This is a genomic window from Streptococcus oralis subsp. dentisani, assembly GCF_003944205.1.
GTDB lineage: Bacteria > Bacillota > Bacilli > Lactobacillales > Streptococcaceae > Streptococcus > Streptococcus oralis_BH.
The window spans coordinates 19,536-36,261 of record NZ_RJPH01000004.1 but is presented as its reverse complement, the minus strand read 5'-3'; the positions used below and the strand labels follow the sequence as shown (position 1 = coordinate 36,261).

Here is a 16,726-nt window from a genome sequence, read left to right as displayed (position 1 = left end):
CTTATGCTTTTGGACGTTTAGTACCGTATTTAGAACGGCCTTGTTTACGATCGTTAACACCTGCAGTATCAAGTGCACCACGGACGATATGGTAACGTACCCCTGGAAGGTCTTTTACACGTCCACCACGAAGAAGCACCACGCTGTGCTCTTGCAAGTTGTGTCCGATACCTGGGATGTAGGCAGTAACTTCGATAAGGTTGCTCAAACGTACACGAGCGAATTTACGAAGGGCTGAGTTAGGTTTTTTAGGTGTCATTGTTCCAACACGAGTTGCAACACCACGTTTTTGTGGTGAAGAAACATTTGTTTGAACTTTTTTATGACTGTTGTAACCAACGTTCAAAGCTGGTGATTTAGATTTTTCTACTTTTGATTTACGCGGTTTGCGAACCAATTGGTTAATTGTAGGCATCTACATTCTCCTGTGTTTTTTTATTTTTGGTGATGATACACTTGGTGACAGCTACCATCTGTGTGTACTTTTGCAACATTTGTCAGCACGTCCCTGTACACTTTTGAGAGACCAAAAGTAAAAAGTACCGTCTATTATTGTAACACATTTTTTCCTTCATTGTCAAGATGTTTTTCATTTTTATTCTAATCTTTTAACTCTTTGACACTAGCTCTCACCGCTTTTCTAAAACAAAAAAGGAGGCAATTTTGCCTCCTACATTCTAGTATGGATTTCCTTCAATTTAGCAATCATTTGAGTTGTTATCAAAGCCAACCAGATTCTTTTGCAATGTTGGCTGCCTCTGTTCGATTACCAGCATCTAGTTTCGAAAGAATATTGGTGACATAGTTTCGGACGGTTCCATTTGATAGATAGAGTTGGTCTGCGATTTCTTGATTAGATAAGCCCTGAGCGATTCCCTTTAAAACAGCGATTTCTTGCTCTGTTAACGGATTGGGATGCGTCATCACCACTTCCATCAATTCAGGGGAATATTCCTTGCGCCCTTCGAGAACAGTGTGCAAGGTTTGCATGAGGTCTGCAATGCTTCTTTCTTTTAAGACATAAGCATCCACTCCAGCCTTGATCGCTCGTTCAAAATAGCCTGGGCGCTTGAAGGTTGTCACCACAACTACCTTTGTTTCTAACTTTTCTGCTCGTATCCACTCCAAGACTTCGAGACCTGTCTTAACAGGCATCTCTACATCAAGAATGGCGATATCTACAGACTCTTTTTCTAAAAGTTGGATTGCTTCTTGCCCATTCTTGGCTTGTAGGACAGACTCTACATCTGGTTGAAAGGTAAGCAACTGGCACATAGCATCTCGCAACATACTTTGATCTTCTGCAACAAGTAGTTTCATCTTAGTTTCTCTCCTTATAAGGTAGTCGAACCTGCACTTCAGTCGGCTGTTTCTGACTGATTACCTTTACTTCTCCTGAAAAAGGAAGGACACGGTCTCGAACGGTATGGAGCTCATCTCCTTTTAGAGAAGCAAAGCCACAGCCATCATCTCTTACTGTTAAAATGAGTTCTTTCTCTGTTCGTTCTAATTTTAAGTAGGCTTTCGACGCTTTGGCATGTTTGATGATGTTGGTCACTAACTCAAGTAAAATCATGGAGGCCGTTGATTCTAATTCCTGAGTTAGGCTAGCAGTATCTAGTTGGTGATTGATTTCCGTTTCAATTCCTGCAATTTCCAGCATTTTTTTAACAGTCACAAACTCGGAAGCAAGTGTTCTGGTTTTGAGATTTTCAATGATGGTACGAACTTCATTCATAGATTCTTTACTGATCTGATGAATTTCTTTTAATTCTTTTTCCACTTGAGGATAGGCCTGCATTTGAAGAAGTTGGAGGGCAAGATCCGTCTTCACACTCAGCATGGCGAAGGTATGGCCTAGACTGTCATGGAGATCCTGGCCGATACGACTGCGTTCATTTTCAGCCAAGAAAAGATTGAGCTTAGCATTTTGCTTTCTCTTTTCTTCTTTTATTTCCTCTGATACTCGAATTCGGTAGAGACCAAAGGTAAAAGCATCAGAAAAGACAAAGGTCAGCAAGAAAAAGAGCAGTTGCCAGGGACTAACATGATTGACCATATAAATCCCGGTTAAAATCAATGGCTGCAAGACAACAAAACTGACAAAACGCCAAGAGTGAAGAGAAATCTCATCCAGCTCATAAATGAGGAGATTAGATAAATAAAAGATAAACCATGTGAAACCCGAATTCAGCCAAACCGATGTATAAAAAATGTAGGCAATCATGACCCACCAAGCCAGCCACTGCACAGTACGGTTTTGACTTAATAAAATCGAATAAAAGGCTAAGACAAATAATAATGTCCAGAACAAGGTTAAAAGCGGGTACTCTCCACTGATGACACCCGCTATAGGAAAGATGATAAACACTAATGAAATATGAAACATATAATGAGTGTTTTTTAATTTTTCCAACATAGATTTATTTTACCTCGATCCGTTTTTTCAGCTGGATTACCAGTACACCAAAGAAAACTGTATAACCTAGTACAACCAAGGTGGCAAGAATGTTAAACTCGTGGTGTTCCATATAAGTAGAGACGACCTGCATCAGTTGATAGGTTGGAGTCAGTTTTCCAATGGATTGGAGCCATTCTGGGAAGGAACTCAAAGGGAACCAGAGTCCACCTAGGACAGCCAAAGCAATATAGGCAATATTTCCAATAACCGTCATCAATTGAGCACTGGGAAGCAAGCTCACCAAGACACCCATGCTGATAAAGACCACGCTTCCGACCAGCAAAATAACTCCAATCACCAACCAATCAAGCCAAGGCAGAGTCACTCCACGGACAAAATGACCAACCGAAAAGACAACTATAATTGATAACAAGAAAGTCAGCAGAGTACTGAACAGTTTTGATACATAATATTCTACCATAGATACTGGAGAATGTTGAATCAATTTTTGCCAGTTGTTTGTCTTATCAGACTCGAGTGTGCTAGGGATACTGAAAAAGGCGCTTGACATGATACTAAAGAGCGTCATGGCAAAAAGATAGGCTTGAAGAGCAATTTCTGGAATGTCTGACCCTGACATCATACCAGAGAAAATAAGGTAAAACACACTTGGAAGTCCGATGGATAGCAAGTAGTAGACTGCTTGCCGTTTCATCAGAATGATTTCCACTTTCATGAGACTTGTCATATTTTTCATCGTCAATCTCCTTTAGTCTTGAGTCGTTTCAAAGATACTATCTAAGAGAGTTCGATTGCGAACTTCAATTTCTTCGATCGTGCAGCCCTGTTCTTGCAAGACTTTCCATACCTGGCTGGCTTCTTTGGTTGTGAAGGAAAGAGCATTTTGCTTGATTTCAAGCTCTTGAACCTGATCCAAAGTTCTGATAACTTCCTGATAAGTTAGAGGTACCATAAAATGTTTTTCTTGTTCTTCACCACGCATAGCATAAGGCGTCGTGTCACGAATCAATTCTCCCTTATGGAGGACCAAAATGCGATCAGCCGTATGTTCCACCTCTTCGATATAGTGGGAAGAATAAACAATGGTCACACCATTTTTCTTTAATCGATTAACAATTTTCCAAAAATGCTGGCGTGTCGAGGTATCCATGGCAGCAGTTGGCTCGTCTAAAAATAGAATTTTCGGACGACCTATTAAAGTCAACACGAAAGAGAACAAACGTTTTTGCCCACCAGACAACTTGCCCGCTAGCTGATTTTTCTGCTTGTCTGAGAATCTCAGCAAGTCATCAATTTCTTTGTCTGAAAGGCTGTCGGGATAAAGTGACTTGAAAAATGATAGAAGTTCTTTCACTTTCAAGCTTTGAACAACTGCATTTTCTTGGGGCAAGACAGAAATAAGCTGCTTTAATCGAGGATCTGTTGGTGCAAAGCCTTGAATGGCTACATGTCCTGAGCTCATGAACTTGTCGCCTAAGAGGCAATCAATCAAGGTTGTTTTACCTGCTCCGTTAGGCCCAATCAAAGCGACACATTCACCATGGTGGATTTCAAAAGAGATGTTCCGCAAGATCTCCTTGTCTTTTATTTTCTTACTCAATTTCTCAACTTTAATCACAGTCATGAGATTCTCCTTTCAACCACTCCATTCCCATAGGGAAAACAACGAAAACCATAAATCCAAAACCCCAAGCACCACGAATAAATTGGCGAAGCAAGGTTTGGTCAAACCAACCAGTAAACATTTCCACTAACCATACCAAGAGTGACAGGCCGATAAAGAGATAGATGATTGCCTTTTTCATTCCTCAAACTCCTTTTTCACATCTCTGACCAATTTTAAACCTTCTCTGACAAGCCAAGACATCATTCCAAAGCCAGCAAAGAGCTCCCAAGGAAAATGATAGAAACCCTCATCCAATCCTGAAAACATGAGATAGGTCATAACTCCCGCTGCTACTAAACTCACTGCGACAATCATTTTATTTTTCATTTCTTCTTCCTCCAGTTTCTACTTCAATTATAGTCTTTTGAAGTTGACGGAGCTAGATGCTTCTGTCACTAGGAAATATGACAAATGTCATAAAAAGAGGCGGTGGGATAGATATCCCTATACTAAGCATCAATTTCCTAGTCCCTAGGTCCCGTGAATAAGATTAGAAACCGTTTGAAGTCTAAAAAAGCCTGATCTTCGTTCGTTGCTCGTACAAAGGATTCTTACAAATAAAAAGAGGGCAGGATTTTTCGTCCTAGCCTCTTTCGTTTATTCTTCTTTGAATCCTTGTAATTTTAAACCAGCAATCAGAGCGTTTGGCTTCTTAAAGTCTTCTATACTATCCTCAAGTGGTTCAAAGAAATAAGTCTTTTTAACTCTATCCATATCTGCTTTTTCAAGGTCAAGATCGATAACTATTCTCACCTTCTTATTATCGGCGATAAAATATTCAACCTTAACACCAGGTTCGTCCTTGATTTCAATATACTCTGGAGAGCTTTCCACAGCTTCGCGAAAGACTGCTTGAAATTCTTCTGGAGTAATTTCTGCAGGAATCTCCTCTCCCATTTCTCCCAACATATCCATCTTGTATCGTTTTACAACATCTGTATAAACAAAAGTCATGGTTACATCAAGTTCGTTCATCTTCCCTTTAAGGACTTTGGTTGTTTCCTTGATTTCTTCTTTTACCTGACTGGCCTGACTAGATGAATCAACCGAACTTGCTGAACTACTTGACTCTGTTGTTGCGGTGTTGGTTTGACCACAGCCAGCAAGAGCAAGTAATGCTACAAAAATCAATCCTAAAACTTTTTTCATAAATCTCCTATTCCACACTGAAAAGATATGGATATACAGGTTGTTGACCTTGATGAATCTCTACTTCAACATCTTCAAATTCTTCTGCGATTTCTTGGGCAATTTCATTGGCAAGTTCTTCGCTTCCGTCTTCACCGACATAGAAAGTCACGATTTCACTATCTTCGTCCAACATATGTTTCAAAGTTTCAGTCAAGGTTTGGTGCATGTCAGGGTTTGACACAAGGATTTTGCCATCAACCATACCAAGATTGTCATTTTCATGGATTTCCAAACCATCGATAGTTGTGTCACGAACGGCAGTCGTTACACTACCGCTGATGACATCGCCAAGAGCTGCAGTCATTCGTTCTTTATTTTCTTCGATAGACTTGCTTGGGTCAAAGGCAAGGAGGCTCGTCAAACCTTGAGGAATTGTACGTGCTTCTACCACAACAGCAGGTTGTTCAAGCACTTCAGCCGCAGACTGAGCTGCCATAAAGATATTTTTGTTGTTTGGTAAGAAGATAATGTTGCGAGCATTGACTTGCTCAACAGCCTTGATAAAGTCCTCTGTTGAAGGGTTCATCGTCTGCCCGCCTTCAATGACATAATCCACACCTTGGGCACGGAAGATATCTGCCAATCCTTGACCAGCTACTACTGCGATAAGGGCATACTCCTTCTCTTCAGCTGGCTTGCTGACTTGTGCTGCTTCTTTTTCAACTTGTGCTTCGTGTTGGTTGCGCATGTTGTCCACTTTAACCTTGACCAAGCTACCATATTTAAGACCTTCTTGCATAACAAGACCTGGGTCTTCTGTATGGACGTGAACTTTGACGATCTCATCATCGTTGACGACAAGTAGAGAATCGCCTAGCTCATTCAAGTAATTGCGGAATTCATCATAGTCAAAGTCCTTAGAATAAGTTGGTCCTTGTTTGAGAGCAACCATGATCTCCGTACAATAACCGAAGGTAATATCCTCAGTTGCCACATGACCTGCTACAGACTTGTGGTGCTCTGCATTGATCATTTCACTCATGTTAGCAGGAGTCGCTACAAAGTCTTCAGAAGCACTGTATTCACCAGTAAGAGCTGAAAGGAATCCTTCGTAGATGAAGACCAAACCTTGACCACCTGAGTCTACCACACCAACTTCCTTAAGGACTGGAAGCATTTCTGGTGTCTTAGCCAAAGCTGCTTTTGCACCTTCCAAGGCTGCACGCATGACCTCAACAGCATCATCTGTCTCCTCGGCTTTTTTCTTAGCCCCAATAGCCGCTCCACGAGAAACAGTCAAAATGGTCCCTTCAACTGGTTTCATAACCGCTTTATAAGCTACTTCGACACCGGATTGGAAGGCAAGAGCCAAGTCTTGACCTGTTAATTCATCTTTTTCCTTGATAGCCTGAGAGAAGCCACGGAAGAGCTGAGAAGTGATAACCCCTGAGTTCCCACGCGCACCCATCAAGAGCCCTTTGGCAAGAATGCTCGCTACTTCTCCAACTGTAGAAGCAGGCTTGTCTGCTACTTCTTTCGCACCATTCTCAATGGTCATTCCCATGTTTGTCCCAGTATCTCCATCTGGAACTGGAAAGACGTTTAATGAATTGACATATTCTGCTTGCTTATTCAAACGAGTTGATGCAGCCTGCACCATCTCTTGGAATAAACTGGTAGTAATTTTTGACACGATTATTCTCCTACAACTTTGATATTTTGAATGTAGACATTCACAGTCTGAGCAGTAATTCCTAGTTGATTTTCTAAACTAAAACGAACACGCTCTTGAATGTTTTTTGACACTTCGCTTATCTTTACTCCGTAGCTCAATACGGTATAAACATCAACTGCAATGCTACCATCTTCGGCTGCTTTTATAACAACACCCTTAGAATAATTTTCCTTACCAAGAAGGGCTTGGAAATTGTCTTTGAGGGCATTTTTACTAGCCATACCGACCACACCAAAAATCTCAGTTGCGGCACCACCTACTACGGTTGCAATCACTTCATCTGTCAGTTCGATTTGACCATCTTTTGTATTAATTTTTACAGTCATTTTTTTTACCTCAACTAGTTGATACTCTATTTTATCATATTTCAGCCCAAGTGTAAAAGCAGAATGCTGTATCTGCGTATATTTACTCTATTTTTCAAATGGTTTTATCCTTAGAGCAAAAGAAAAAGACCTAAGCGGTCTTTTCATTTTTATTAAACGCGTTCAACTTTACCTGATTTCAAAGCACGAGCTGAAGCCCAAACTTTTTTAGGTTTACCATCGATAAGAACAGTAACTTTTTGAAGGTTTGGTTTTACGGCACGTTTTGTTTGGTTCATCGCGTGTGAACGGTTGTTTCCAGATACAGTCTTACGACCTGTAAAGTAACATACTTTAGCCATTGTGTTTTCCTCCTATTAGATCTAATATAGCGGATGTGCTAGCACCACATACCGTACTATGTTATCACACTTTCTTGAATTTATCAAGGGCCTAAACTATTTTTTTATTTAACGTAAACAACTCCAAGTTTACCAAAGGCCACTTCTCCACGGATAATCAAGGTTTTGTTTGTTGGCGCTACAGGAGCATCTGCCTTAGCTGCACCAAAGGAGGTTTCTACTTTCAAATCGACACGCCAGTGTTGTGGAACATAGACAGTTGCATTCCCGAAGGCCACTTCAATATTTAAAGTTGCAAAATCACCTAACATCTCTGCATTATCATAGTAGATTTTAGCATCCCCAAAAGCGACTTCCACTTGGTCATCTACGAGATCTTGATCTTGCTTATAGAAGGTCCCGCTACCAAAAGCGACTTCCTTATCCGTGACGACTGTTTTTTTCCCATCGTACCACCATTTTTTTTCATTCCAGAACTTACTTGAGTGAGTAAGATAACCAACACCGAGTACCACCAAGATGCTAGCCCAGATGAGAGAATGATTGGTAACTGGTAACAAGTCATAAGCGTAATTTGCAATGATGAGCGCTAGTAACCCTGTAAAAACTGCCGAAGTGAGATGGCGTCTAAGGATGGACTCAATGGACTTATAAGCAAAAAAAACAATACCTAGTAAAGGCCATATCTTACCATCCAAAGAAGGAATGCCAAAATTCCCTTGCAGCAAGATCCAAGCTGCTAAAACCAATAAAACAATACCAAATGCTTTCTTTTTCATGTTTTTTACCTCATGTTTCTTAGATTTTCTTTAAGGAGGGATTGGTAATGCCGTGAGACATGAACCTCCTTGTGCGTCTGATAAAAGGAAATGGTCCCCGTTCCTGAAAAGGACTTGTCCACTGAGTAAATCTGACGGATGTTTGCGATCGTTGACTTGGAAACTCGACTAAAATAACGAGGCAAGATGGACTCCAACTCATAAAGTTTGAGACGAACTTCATAGGCTTCCTTCTGGTTATGAGCGTAGATCTTGCTCCCTTCTGTTTCAAAGAAGAGAATTTCTGAAAGGTCTAGGTAATATTCACCTGTCCCCTTGTAAAAAGTCAACCTCGGAGCCTTTGACTCTTGCAAGAGCCGCTGCAAATCTGCAATTTCATCTGTCAAAGTGGGTGTCTTGATGACAATTTCAGTTTCTTCTAAATCGCCGTCAATCTCAATTCGTAACTTCATCACATCTCCTTTCTGACTCTACTATATCAAAGCTAAGTTAGGAATACAAGGGCAAAAAAGCAAGTGGTCAATTTGAAGCAGTAAGTGGTTGTAGGACTAGCTTAACTTACATGTCAGAATAGGAAGAAAAGGAATCCCCACACCAGACCACAAGCATAGCCAACCAAGACATCCTTGGGATAATGAACGCCCCCTAAAACCCTCACCAAGCCCAGCAAAGCTGAGAAGAGCAAGCATGCTAAGCCAACAGGTAGACTAGCATGCAGACAGGCCATGGAGATGATGGTTGCCGAAAAAACATGGCGACTGGGCATCGACTGTCCCGAGCTATCTTTTTCAAGCAGGGGACAGATATCCCAAGTTTCATAAGGCCGCGGGTGGTTGATTTTCTTACGAAGAAGAGACAAAATCACAAAACCTGATGCAGGAATAAGCACATAAACTCCAACTTGCTGACCAAGTCCTAATTGCAGATAAGTGGTGACTAGCAAGATCAGATAGACTAGGGGCATGGCGACTGTCATCAAACGATTGAAACTGCGTAATAGAAATAAAAGGGTGGGACGACTGGTTAGTCTGGAGCTGATATTTCGATACCATTCTTGATAATTTTTCATTAAATTTCTCATTCATTACCTTGTTTTTGTCTACTGGTGAGACATTTGTCTTCTAGTATAGTGCAGAAAAAGAAGGCCGTCAAGCCTTCTTTTGATTTATTCTTCTGCTTCGTCTTCTGTAAATTGACTATTGTACAAGTCAGCGTAGAAGCCACCTTTCGCCATCAGTTCCTCATGGTTACCTTGTTCGATGATATTGCCATCTTTCATGACAAGAATCAAATCAGCATTACGAATAGTTGACAAGCGGTGGGCGATGACAAAGGAAGTTCTACCCTCCATCAAACGGTCCATGGCTTTTTGAATCAACTCCTCTGTACGTGTGTCGACTGAGGATGTCGCTTCATCCAAAATCAAGAGCGGTGCATCTTTGAGAAGGGCACGAGCAATGGTCAAAAGTTGTTTTTGTCCAACAGACAAGGTCACGGTGTCATCCAAAACAGTGTCGTAGCCGTCTGGCAAAGTCATGATAAAGTGGTGGATTCCTACTGCTTTGGACGCTTCAATCATACGTTCATCACTGATGTCTGTCTGATTATAGATCAAGTTCTCTCGAATCGTTCCTTCAAAGAGCCAAGTGTCCTGCAAGACCATTGAAAATGCATCGTGTACTTCCGAACGCTTCATGTCCTTGGTATCCACACCGTCGATGCGGATACTTCCCTTATCAATCTCATAAAACTTCATCAAAAGATTGACAATGGTTGTCTTACCAGCCCCAGTCGGTCCAACGATAGCGACCTTCTGACCTGCATGAGCTGTCGCAGAAAAATCATGGATGATGGTGCGCTCTGGTGTATAGCCAAAGGACACGTGATCAAAGACTACTTCCCCTTTCATGTTGCTCAATTGTCTTTCCTTGTGAGATTCATCTTGCATCTCTGCTTCAGCTAGAAATTCTAATACACGAGTCATGGCTGCACTCGCTTGTTGCAAGCTCGTAATCCCTTGAGCAATCTGTGACAGAGGTTGGGAGAAGGTCCGTACGTAAACCATAAAGGCTACAGTAATCCCTATATTGATATGTCCTTCTAACGCCAGCGCGGCCCCAACGATGATGACTAAGACATAACTAAAGTTCCCAACAAAGAACATGGCTGGCATCATGATACCAGAGATAAACTGAGATTTCCAGATACTATCATGCAAGTCTTGGTTTAAACCTGCAAATCTCGCTTTGGAGGTGTCCACTGCGTTGTAGCTGGTCACTACATTGTGGCCAGAGTACATCTCTTCCACATAACCATTGACGGCCGCTAGATTATTTTGTTGGGCTTTAAAATAACCCTGTGACTTGGCCATGATTATGGAAACCGCCGCAAAACCAACAAGGGTTGATACAACGGTTACCAATGCCAAAATCCAGTTCATGCCAAACATGGTAATCAAAACAGCAATCAACAAGAAACTAGCTGAAAGAACTGTCCCTAGACTTTGGTTGAGAGATTGCGCTGCCGTATCCACATCATTGGTCACGCGCGAAAGGGTGTCTCCTTGTGAATGACGATCAAAATAGCCAAGTGGCAAACGATTGATTTTTTCAGCGATTGCTGTCCGCAAGCGTTTTGAAAAATGCTGAATGCTCGTTGAAAAGATATAGGCCTGTGTATAGTTAAGGATGGCGCCAAATACATAGAGAATCACTAAAAAGCTAGCAATACTTGACACAGCCTCTAAATCAATTCCAGTCATCAAACCATCTGAAATTAAGTTTGTAATTTCTTTAATCTTAGTTGGACCATAAACGGTAATGATACTTGAAATGACTGCAGCCACAACTGCTATTAGAAGAGGGAGTTGGAGGCCTGCCATATAAGGTTTGCACTGTTTCCAGACCGACACTTTTTTATTTTCCATGTTCCAATTCCTCCTTCGATAGTTGTGAGTAGGCAATTTCTTGGTAGACTTCGTTGGTTGCAAGAAGTTCCTTGTGGGTGCCTTGTCCCACGACTCTACCTTGATCCAAAACTAAGATCAGGTCGGCGTCCATAATGGTAGAAATCCGTTGCGCTACGATGAGCTTGGTCATGGATTTTGTTTTCTCAGCTAGCTCTTGGCGAAGGACACGATCTGTCTTGTAGTCCAAGGCTGAGAAGGAATCATCAAAGATGAGAATCTCTGGTTTACGAGCCAAGGCACGCGCAATGGCCAAACGCTGTCTTTGACCTCCTGAGAAGTTGGTTCCTCCTTGGGCCACTTCTGATGCAAGACCTGCTTCCTTGTCCTCGATGAAGCTTTTAGACTGGGCCAATTCTAGAGCTTGCCACATAGCAGCCTCACTTAGAGGAGTTTCCTTGCTCTTACCAAAGTCTAAGTTCTCCTTGACATCTCCAGAAAAGAGCACAGCTTTTTGTGGAATATAGCCGACCTTATTGCGCAAGTCTTCCAAATCGTAATCTTGCACATTGACACCATCCACTAGGATTTCTCCATCTGAAACGTCGTAAAAACGTGGCAAGAGATTGACAAGCGTGGACTTACCTGATCCAGTTGATCCGATGAAGGCTACGGTTTGACCCGCTTCTGCTTTGAAAGTGACATGTTCCACGACTGCTTCAGAGTTTTTAGAGTAGCGGAAAGTTACATCACGGAATTCCACTTGTCCTTGAACTGAAGGGGCCGCTATCTGTGCATGACTAGGATTTTCAATAGAAGAATGCAAGTCTAGCACCTGATTGATACGTCCTGCAGAAACCAAGGTACGAGGAAGGACGAAAAAGAGAGCACTCATGAGCAAGAAGCCCATCACGACCTGCATGGCATAAGACATGAAGACCACCATATCACTAAAGAGTGGTAGACGGTCTGTCAGGCTAGCATCGTTGATGATATAGGCTCCAATCCAGTAGATAGCTAGACTCAAGCCACTCGAAATCGCCATCATAATGGGGTTCATAATCGCCATCAAACGGGTGACAAAGAGATTAAGACGTGTTACCTCATCGTTGGCTTCCTCAAATTTTTCATCTTGGTAATCTTCTGCATTGTATGCACGAACAACTCGAATCCCAGTCAAACTTTCACGAGTAATGCTATTGAGTTTATCTGTAAGTCTTTGAATGACGGATTGTTTTGGAAAGGCCAGAGTCATGAGAACGGTGGTCATCAAGACATTCACAATAACAGCCACAACGACCGCCCAGAGCCAGTATTCCGATTTCCCAAGGATTTTTCCAATGGCCCAGATAGCCATAATTGGCCCACGAGTGACCACTTGCAAGCCCATGGTAAAGAGCATCTGTACCTGGGTAATATCATTGGTCGTCCGAGTCAAGAGACTGGGGATTGAAAAACGTTTGATCTCTGTCTGCGAAAAATCTAAAACACGATGAAATACGTCTCTACGTAGATGGGTTGTAGAGGATGCTGCAACACGAGCGGCAAAGAAACCAACCATAACAGATGAAAAGAAAGCCAATAAAGACAAACCAATCATCTTCGCAGCTGGTGACCAGAGTTCACCCAACTGCGTTCCAGACGTTCCCAGTAATTCTGTAATTTGCGAAATATAGGTCGGCACTTCTAACTCGAGATAGACCGAGAAACAAGTGAAAAGAATCGTAAGGACAATCATCCCCCACTCTTTTCCTGTAATACGTTTAGCGAGTTTCTTCATCTTCTCCTCCTATCTTCTCAACATTTTTTTGCAACTGACCGAGAACTTTTTCAAATATTGCCAAGTCTGACTTTGAAACACCCTCTAGCAGAATCTGATCGATCCGATCAAAAAATTCCTTAACTTTTTGCATCTGCGAACGCGATTTCTCCGTCAGGCGAACAAATTTTGCCCGCTTATCGCTCGGGCTCGCCTCTAACTCAACCAAACCATTTTGTACCATGCGCTTGACTAGATTACTCGCAACAGATTTGGTAATATTGAGTTCCTGCTCGATATCTTTAATCAAGACCAGATTTTTAGACTGTTCTTGAAAATCTAAAAATCGCAGAACCTGCCCTTGCGGTCCACCCATAAATTCAATGCCACATCGCTTGGCTTCTTTCTGTACCATCAGATGAACCTGGTGTCCAAAACGTTTAAACATTAACATCGGCTTGTCCATGATTGCTCCTTTCTTATCCTTTAAATAGTTCTCACAAGAACTATTTAAGTTTCCATGAGAACTATTTTATCACTTTCAGAAGAGATGTCAAGAAAAAAGTTTCCTAGAGAACTATTTTGGCACAAATTGACATTATGCAATATTTTTTCTATAATAAGCACTAACTACCATGGATAGAAATCCATTCACTCGATGAAGGGAGAAAACTTTCAAATGAAACCAGAAGAACAAAAAGTTTTAGGAATTTTAGCAACTATTTTTGGAGCTATCGCACTTTTAGGGTCTTGGATTCCGTTTATTAACTATCTATCGTTTTTCATCGCTATTGTCGCTTTGATCTTGGGCATTATCGGCCTTATCGTCAACCTTAAAAAACGGAAAACGATGGCCATTATCGGAACATCCCTAGCAATTGCTTCTGTTGTACTTTTCTTTACGACCCAGATACTGTACGCTAATGTCTACAAAGAGTTTGCCAGGGAGTTTAACCGTTCCTATAGGGAGGCAAGTTCCTCAATGGAACGCGAAGAAGAAAGCGACTTGACAGATGATAGCGCCTATTCCATCCCTGAAGAGGAAGAAGACGATACCTTCACCTGGACCCAAGAACAGTTCGACGCCTTAATCGAAGGTGACCTTGACAATAAAGGAAAAGGTGGTACCAACTACAAGGATATTATCAAAAAACACGGACTACCAAATTCCGAATTTGATTCAATCATTGAGGGCTACGACACCAAGAAAATTACCTATATTGGCATTAATGATAGAATCAAAACCGTTACTCTAACCTTTGTAAAACAGGATAATGGTCAACTCTTACTCGTTCATAAAATAGCTGTAGGCCTAGGAGAAAGCCAGCAGCAAAGAGATTCTGGAACCAGAATCTAATCTCAAATATAAAAAGCGAACAGCTAGCAAGTCTGTTCGCTTTTCTATTAGAATCCATCTACGTTTGTGTAGATCTTTTGCACGTCTTCGTCGTCCTCAAGAACGCTGTAAAGTTTTTCAAAGGTTTCAAGGTCTTCGCCTGACAATTCCACTTCAGACTGAGGAATCATTTCCAATTCTGTCACTTGGAATTCTTGGATACCTGACTCACGAAGGGCAACGATAGCTTTGTGAAGGTCTGTTGGAGCTGTGTAAACAGTAATTGTTCCTTCTTCTGCTTCTACATCGTCCACATCCACATCAGCTTCGAGCAAAAGTTCAAAGATGGCATCTGCATCTTCACCTGCAAATACGATCACACCCTTGTTATCAAAGAGGTATGAAACCGAACCTGAAGCACCCATGTTTCCGCCGTTTTTACCAAAAGCTGCACGGACATTAGCTGCGGTACGGTTGACGTTTGAAGTCAAGGTATCAACAATCAGCATAGAACCATTTGGTCCAAATCCTTCGTAACGTCCTTCTGTAAAGGTTTCGTCTGTGTTTCCTTTTGCTTTATCAATCGCTTTATCGATAACGTGTTTTGGCACTTGGGCTTGTTTAGCACGATCGATAACGAATTTCAAAGCGGTGTTTGATTCTGGGTCTGGATCACCTTTTTTAGCTGCTACATAGATTTCTACACCAAATTTTGCATATACTTTAGAGTTAGCTCCATCTTTAGCCGTTTTCTTGGCTACGATATTGGCCCATTTACGTCCCATTAGGAATCTCCTTTTTTCACATTTTAATCTTTCTTATTATAACACAAGTTTTTTCGATTTTCACTAGAGGAAATGGATTTTGTTCAGCAAATCCAGCTAGGATTGTCCTTTGGCTGCCAAGATTGCCTTGCCTTCTTTTATCAGGGGATGACGGAAAAGTGAAAAGTACAGTTGGGTGGTCATGGCAACCCAGATAAGGGGTTCACAAAGGATAACTCCCCTATACCCTGCCCAAGGGATAATCAAAACCACAAAAACGATTTTCCCGATTAGTTCTATAAAGCTGGAAACTAGAGGAAGGACTTTCTGCCCCAATCCCTGCAAGCAATTGCGATAAATCAGCAAAAGGCTCAAAATCGGATAAAAGACTGAACTGATTTGCAGGTAGAGAGTGCCATTTTCTACCAAGTAAGTATCTGTCGAACTGGCCAAGAAGGAAACCAAGGTGGGACTGGTAAAAAAGAGGAAAATACAAACAAAACCTGCCCAGGACATGCTCAAACGACTACCGATTCGAAGTCCTTGAACAATGCGGTCTGGTCGCTTAGCCCCGAGATTTTGAGAGGCAAAGGTCGTCATGGCAGAAGAAATAGCCGTCATCGGAAGCAGAGCAAAGGCCATAATGCGTCTAGCTGCTGTTTGAGCACTAATAATCACAGCTCCAAAGGTATTGACCGAAGATTGTAAAATCACGCTACCGATAGACACAATCGAACTCATCAAACCCATAGCCAAACCTTGTTCCAAGAGATCCGCATACAAAGCCTTGTTCCATTTAAAATGCTTGAATTGAGGGAGCAGTTCTGGAACACTCTTTCGGATATAATAAAAGCAGAGAACCACTGATAAGCCTTGCGAAATAATGGTAGCAAGACCCGCAGATTGAACTCCCAGATGCAGTTGCGTAATGAAATAGAGATCCAGAACCACATTGACTAAGGCAGAGAAAATCAGAAATCCAAGAGCCGCTAGACTATCACCAATGGACCGCAACAAGCCAGCAAAGAGATTATAGGCAAAACTGACACCGACACAGGTCACAATCATAGAAATATATTGATAGGATTGAGGAAGGATTTCTGCAGGGGTATCTAAATATTGCAAGAGTGGATACAGACCAACAAAGCCCATCAGCATGACCACAATGCTCAAAAGAGCACCTAAAATCCAAGTGGCTGCTACTGCTTCTTTAATTTTAGTGAAATTACGAGCCCCATAATAGCGGGCAATGACAATCCCCATGCCATTTCCAACACCAAGCGTAAAACCTATAATCAAGTCAAAAATGGCAGTTGTTGCCCCTACTGCAGCCAAGGAATCTTGACCAAGAAAACGCCCAACAATCAAGACGTCAGCTGTATTATAAAGCTGTTGGAAAATATTTGACAGCAAGATTGGAAAGGCAAAGCTTAACAGCGCAGGAAGAATAGGACCATGTATCAAGTCCACGGATCGTTTCTTATTCATAAAGCTATTATATCAGCTTTCCAGAGGACCGACAAGATTCTTTAACGAATCCTGAAATCAATTGCTTACAGAGA

The 16,726-nt window shown here is 41.7% G+C and carries 20 protein-coding genes; 1 reads left to right on the top strand and 19 read right to left on the bottom strand.

The annotated features are described in order from the left end of the window. Position 1: 1 nt before the first annotated feature. The 17 genes from rpsL to D8805_RS04190 all read right to left on the bottom strand — a co-directional run bounded on the left by rpsL (position 2) and on the right by D8805_RS04190 (position 13,530). The gene (rpsL, locus tag D8805_RS04275; protein ID WP_001142332.1) at positions 2 to 415 is read right to left on the bottom strand and encodes a 30S ribosomal protein S12; all 414 of its coding nucleotides are present in this window, start codon (positions 413 to 415) and stop codon (positions 2 to 4) included. Between the two features lie 305 nt (positions 416 to 720). Then, positions 721 to 1,320, bottom strand: coding sequence for a response regulator transcription factor (locus D8805_RS04265; RefSeq protein WP_000772068.1), 600 nt, complete (start codon positions 1,318 to 1,320; stop codon positions 721 to 723). A 1-nt stretch (position 1,321) separates the two neighbouring features. After that, positions 1,322 to 2,419 (bottom strand): sensor histidine kinase, encoded by a 1,098-nt coding sequence (locus D8805_RS04260; protein ID WP_000890465.1) that lies wholly within the window; start codon positions 2,417 to 2,419, stop codon positions 1,322 to 1,324. 4 nt (positions 2,420 to 2,423) lie between these two features. Continuing rightward, positions 2,424 to 3,158, bottom strand: coding sequence for an ABC transporter permease (locus D8805_RS04255; RefSeq protein ID WP_000794222.1), 735 nt, complete (start codon positions 3,156 to 3,158; stop codon positions 2,424 to 2,426). A gap of 12 nt (positions 3,159 to 3,170) precedes the next feature. After that, positions 3,171 to 4,046: an ABC transporter ATP-binding protein gene (locus D8805_RS04250; RefSeq protein ID WP_125415600.1), complete on the bottom strand. Its 876-nt coding sequence runs from the start codon at positions 4,044 to 4,046 to the stop codon at positions 3,171 to 3,173. Next, the gene (locus tag D8805_RS04245; RefSeq protein ID WP_125415598.1) at positions 4,033 to 4,227 is read right to left on the bottom strand and encodes a hypothetical protein; all 195 of its coding nucleotides are present in this window, start codon (positions 4,225 to 4,227) and stop codon (positions 4,033 to 4,035) included. Before D8805_RS04245 ends, D8805_RS04250 begins: the two co-directional genes overlap by 14 nt. Next, on the bottom strand, positions 4,224 to 4,430 hold the full coding sequence (locus D8805_RS04240) for a hypothetical protein (RefSeq protein WP_000390701.1): 207 nt from the start codon (positions 4,428 to 4,430) through the stop codon (positions 4,224 to 4,226). The genes D8805_RS04245 and D8805_RS04240 overlap by 4 nt, the downstream gene beginning before the upstream one ends. A 255-nt stretch (positions 4,431 to 4,685) precedes the next feature. Further along, positions 4,686 to 5,237, bottom strand: coding sequence for an SP0191 family lipoprotein (locus tag D8805_RS04235; protein ID WP_084974041.1), 552 nt, complete (start codon positions 5,235 to 5,237; stop codon positions 4,686 to 4,688). A gap of 7 nt (positions 5,238 to 5,244) precedes the next feature. Beyond that, the gene (locus D8805_RS04230; protein ID WP_125415596.1) at positions 5,245 to 6,912 is read right to left on the bottom strand and encodes a DAK2 domain-containing protein; all 1,668 of its coding nucleotides are present in this window, start codon (positions 6,910 to 6,912) and stop codon (positions 5,245 to 5,247) included. Between the two features lie 2 nt (positions 6,913 to 6,914). Continuing rightward, positions 6,915 to 7,280: an Asp23/Gls24 family envelope stress response protein gene (locus D8805_RS04225; RefSeq protein ID WP_000216434.1), complete on the bottom strand. Its 366-nt coding sequence runs from the start codon at positions 7,278 to 7,280 to the stop codon at positions 6,915 to 6,917. A 152-nt stretch (positions 7,281 to 7,432) separates the two neighbouring features. Then, a complete protein-coding gene (rpmB, locus tag D8805_RS04220) occupies positions 7,433 to 7,621 on the bottom strand; it encodes a 50S ribosomal protein L28 (protein ID WP_001140948.1) in 189 nt (62 codons plus the stop codon). A 104-nt stretch (positions 7,622 to 7,725) separates the two neighbouring features. After that, positions 7,726 to 8,400, bottom strand: a complete 675-nt coding sequence (locus D8805_RS04215; protein ID WP_000725743.1) for a LiaF transmembrane domain-containing protein — start codon at positions 8,398 to 8,400, stop codon at positions 7,726 to 7,728. Between the two features lie 5 nt (positions 8,401 to 8,405). Then, complete coding sequence (locus D8805_RS04210; protein ID WP_042902924.1) at positions 8,406 to 8,852, bottom strand: LytTR family DNA-binding domain-containing protein; 447 nt, start codon at positions 8,850 to 8,852, stop codon at positions 8,406 to 8,408. Between the two features lie 113 nt (positions 8,853 to 8,965). Continuing rightward, on the bottom strand, positions 8,966 to 9,469 hold the full coding sequence (locus D8805_RS04205) for a phosphatase PAP2 family protein (protein ID WP_125415594.1): 504 nt from the start codon (positions 9,467 to 9,469) through the stop codon (positions 8,966 to 8,968). A gap of 96 nt (positions 9,470 to 9,565) precedes the next feature. Next, positions 9,566 to 11,326, bottom strand: a complete 1,761-nt coding sequence (locus tag D8805_RS04200; protein ID WP_125415591.1) for an ABC transporter ATP-binding protein — start codon at positions 11,324 to 11,326, stop codon at positions 9,566 to 9,568. Beyond that, positions 11,316 to 13,085, bottom strand: coding sequence for an ABC transporter ATP-binding protein (locus D8805_RS04195; RefSeq protein WP_125415589.1), 1,770 nt, complete (start codon positions 13,083 to 13,085; stop codon positions 11,316 to 11,318). Before D8805_RS04195 ends, D8805_RS04200 begins: the two co-directional genes overlap by 11 nt. Continuing rightward, positions 13,069 to 13,530 (bottom strand): MarR family winged helix-turn-helix transcriptional regulator, encoded by a 462-nt coding sequence (locus tag D8805_RS04190; RefSeq protein ID WP_061417706.1) that lies wholly within the window; start codon positions 13,528 to 13,530, stop codon positions 13,069 to 13,071. Before D8805_RS04190 ends, D8805_RS04195 begins: the two co-directional genes overlap by 17 nt. 192 nt (positions 13,531 to 13,722) lie before the next feature. Between D8805_RS04190 and D8805_RS04185 the strand changes: the two genes are divergently transcribed. Then, on the top strand, positions 13,723 to 14,421 hold the full coding sequence (locus tag D8805_RS04185; RefSeq protein ID WP_038804170.1) for a CD20-like domain-containing protein: 699 nt from the start codon (positions 13,723 to 13,725) through the stop codon (positions 14,419 to 14,421). Between the two features lie 47 nt (positions 14,422 to 14,468). On the opposite strand, the gene D8805_RS04180 is transcribed toward D8805_RS04185, so the two are convergent. Further along, a complete protein-coding gene (locus D8805_RS04180; protein WP_038806433.1) occupies positions 14,469 to 15,185 on the bottom strand; it encodes a YebC/PmpR family DNA-binding transcriptional regulator in 717 nt (238 codons plus the stop codon). Positions 15,186 to 15,281: 96 nt separating this feature from the next. Next, on the bottom strand, positions 15,282 to 16,652 hold the full coding sequence (locus D8805_RS04175) for an MATE family efflux transporter (RefSeq protein ID WP_125415567.1): 1,371 nt from the start codon (positions 16,650 to 16,652) through the stop codon (positions 15,282 to 15,284). Positions 16,653 to 16,726: the final 74 nt, after the last annotated feature.

Excerpts from the sequence above, each read along its gene's own strand:
- rpsL (WP_001142332.1), bottom strand. The coding sequence starts at position 415 with ATGCCTACAATTAACCAATTGGTTCGCAAACCGCGTAAATCAAAAGTA.
- D8805_RS04265 (WP_000772068.1), bottom strand. The coding sequence starts at position 1,320 with ATGAAACTACTTGTTGCAGAAGATCAAAGTATGTTGCGAGATGCTATG.
- D8805_RS04260 (WP_000890465.1), bottom strand. The coding sequence starts at position 2,419 with ATGTTGGAAAAATTAAAAAACACTCATTATATGTTTCATATTTCATTA.
- D8805_RS04255 (WP_000794222.1), bottom strand. The coding sequence starts at position 3,158 with ATGAAAAATATGACAAGTCTCATGAAAGTGGAAATCATTCTGATGAAA.
- D8805_RS04250 (WP_125415600.1), bottom strand. The coding sequence starts at position 4,046 with ATGACTGTGATTAAAGTTGAGAAATTGAGTAAGAAAATAAAAGACAAG.
- D8805_RS04245 (WP_125415598.1), bottom strand. The coding sequence starts at position 4,227 with ATGAAAAAGGCAATCATCTATCTCTTTATCGGCCTGTCACTCTTGGTA.
- D8805_RS04235 (WP_084974041.1), bottom strand. The coding sequence starts at position 5,237 with ATGAAAAAAGTTTTAGGATTGATTTTTGTAGCATTACTTGCTCTTGCT.
- D8805_RS04225 (WP_000216434.1), bottom strand. The coding sequence starts at position 7,280 with ATGACTGTAAAAATTAATACAAAAGATGGTCAAATCGAACTGACAGAT.
- rpmB (WP_001140948.1), bottom strand. The coding sequence starts at position 7,621 with ATGGCTAAAGTATGTTACTTTACAGGTCGTAAGACTGTATCTGGAAAC.
- D8805_RS04215 (WP_000725743.1), bottom strand. The coding sequence starts at position 8,400 with ATGAAAAAGAAAGCATTTGGTATTGTTTTATTGGTTTTAGCAGCTTGG.
- D8805_RS04210 (WP_042902924.1), bottom strand. The coding sequence starts at position 8,852 with ATGAAGTTACGAATTGAGATTGACGGCGATTTAGAAGAAACTGAAATT.
- D8805_RS04205 (WP_125415594.1), bottom strand. The coding sequence starts at position 9,469 with ATGAAAAATTATCAAGAATGGTATCGAAATATCAGCTCCAGACTAACC.
- D8805_RS04200 (WP_125415591.1), bottom strand. The coding sequence starts at position 11,326 with ATGGAAAATAAAAAAGTGTCGGTCTGGAAACAGTGCAAACCTTATATG.
- D8805_RS04195 (WP_125415589.1), bottom strand. The coding sequence starts at position 13,085 with ATGAAGAAACTCGCTAAACGTATTACAGGAAAAGAGTGGGGGATGATT.
- D8805_RS04190 (WP_061417706.1), bottom strand. The coding sequence starts at position 13,530 with ATGGACAAGCCGATGTTAATGTTTAAACGTTTTGGACACCAGGTTCAT.
- D8805_RS04185 (WP_038804170.1), top strand. The coding sequence starts at position 13,723 with ATGAAGGGAGAAAACTTTCAAATGAAACCAGAAGAACAAAAAGTTTTA.
- D8805_RS04180 (WP_038806433.1), bottom strand. The coding sequence starts at position 15,185 with ATGGGACGTAAATGGGCCAATATCGTAGCCAAGAAAACGGCTAAAGAT.
- D8805_RS04175 (WP_125415567.1), bottom strand. The coding sequence starts at position 16,652 with ATGAATAAGAAACGATCCGTGGACTTGATACATGGTCCTATTCTTCCT.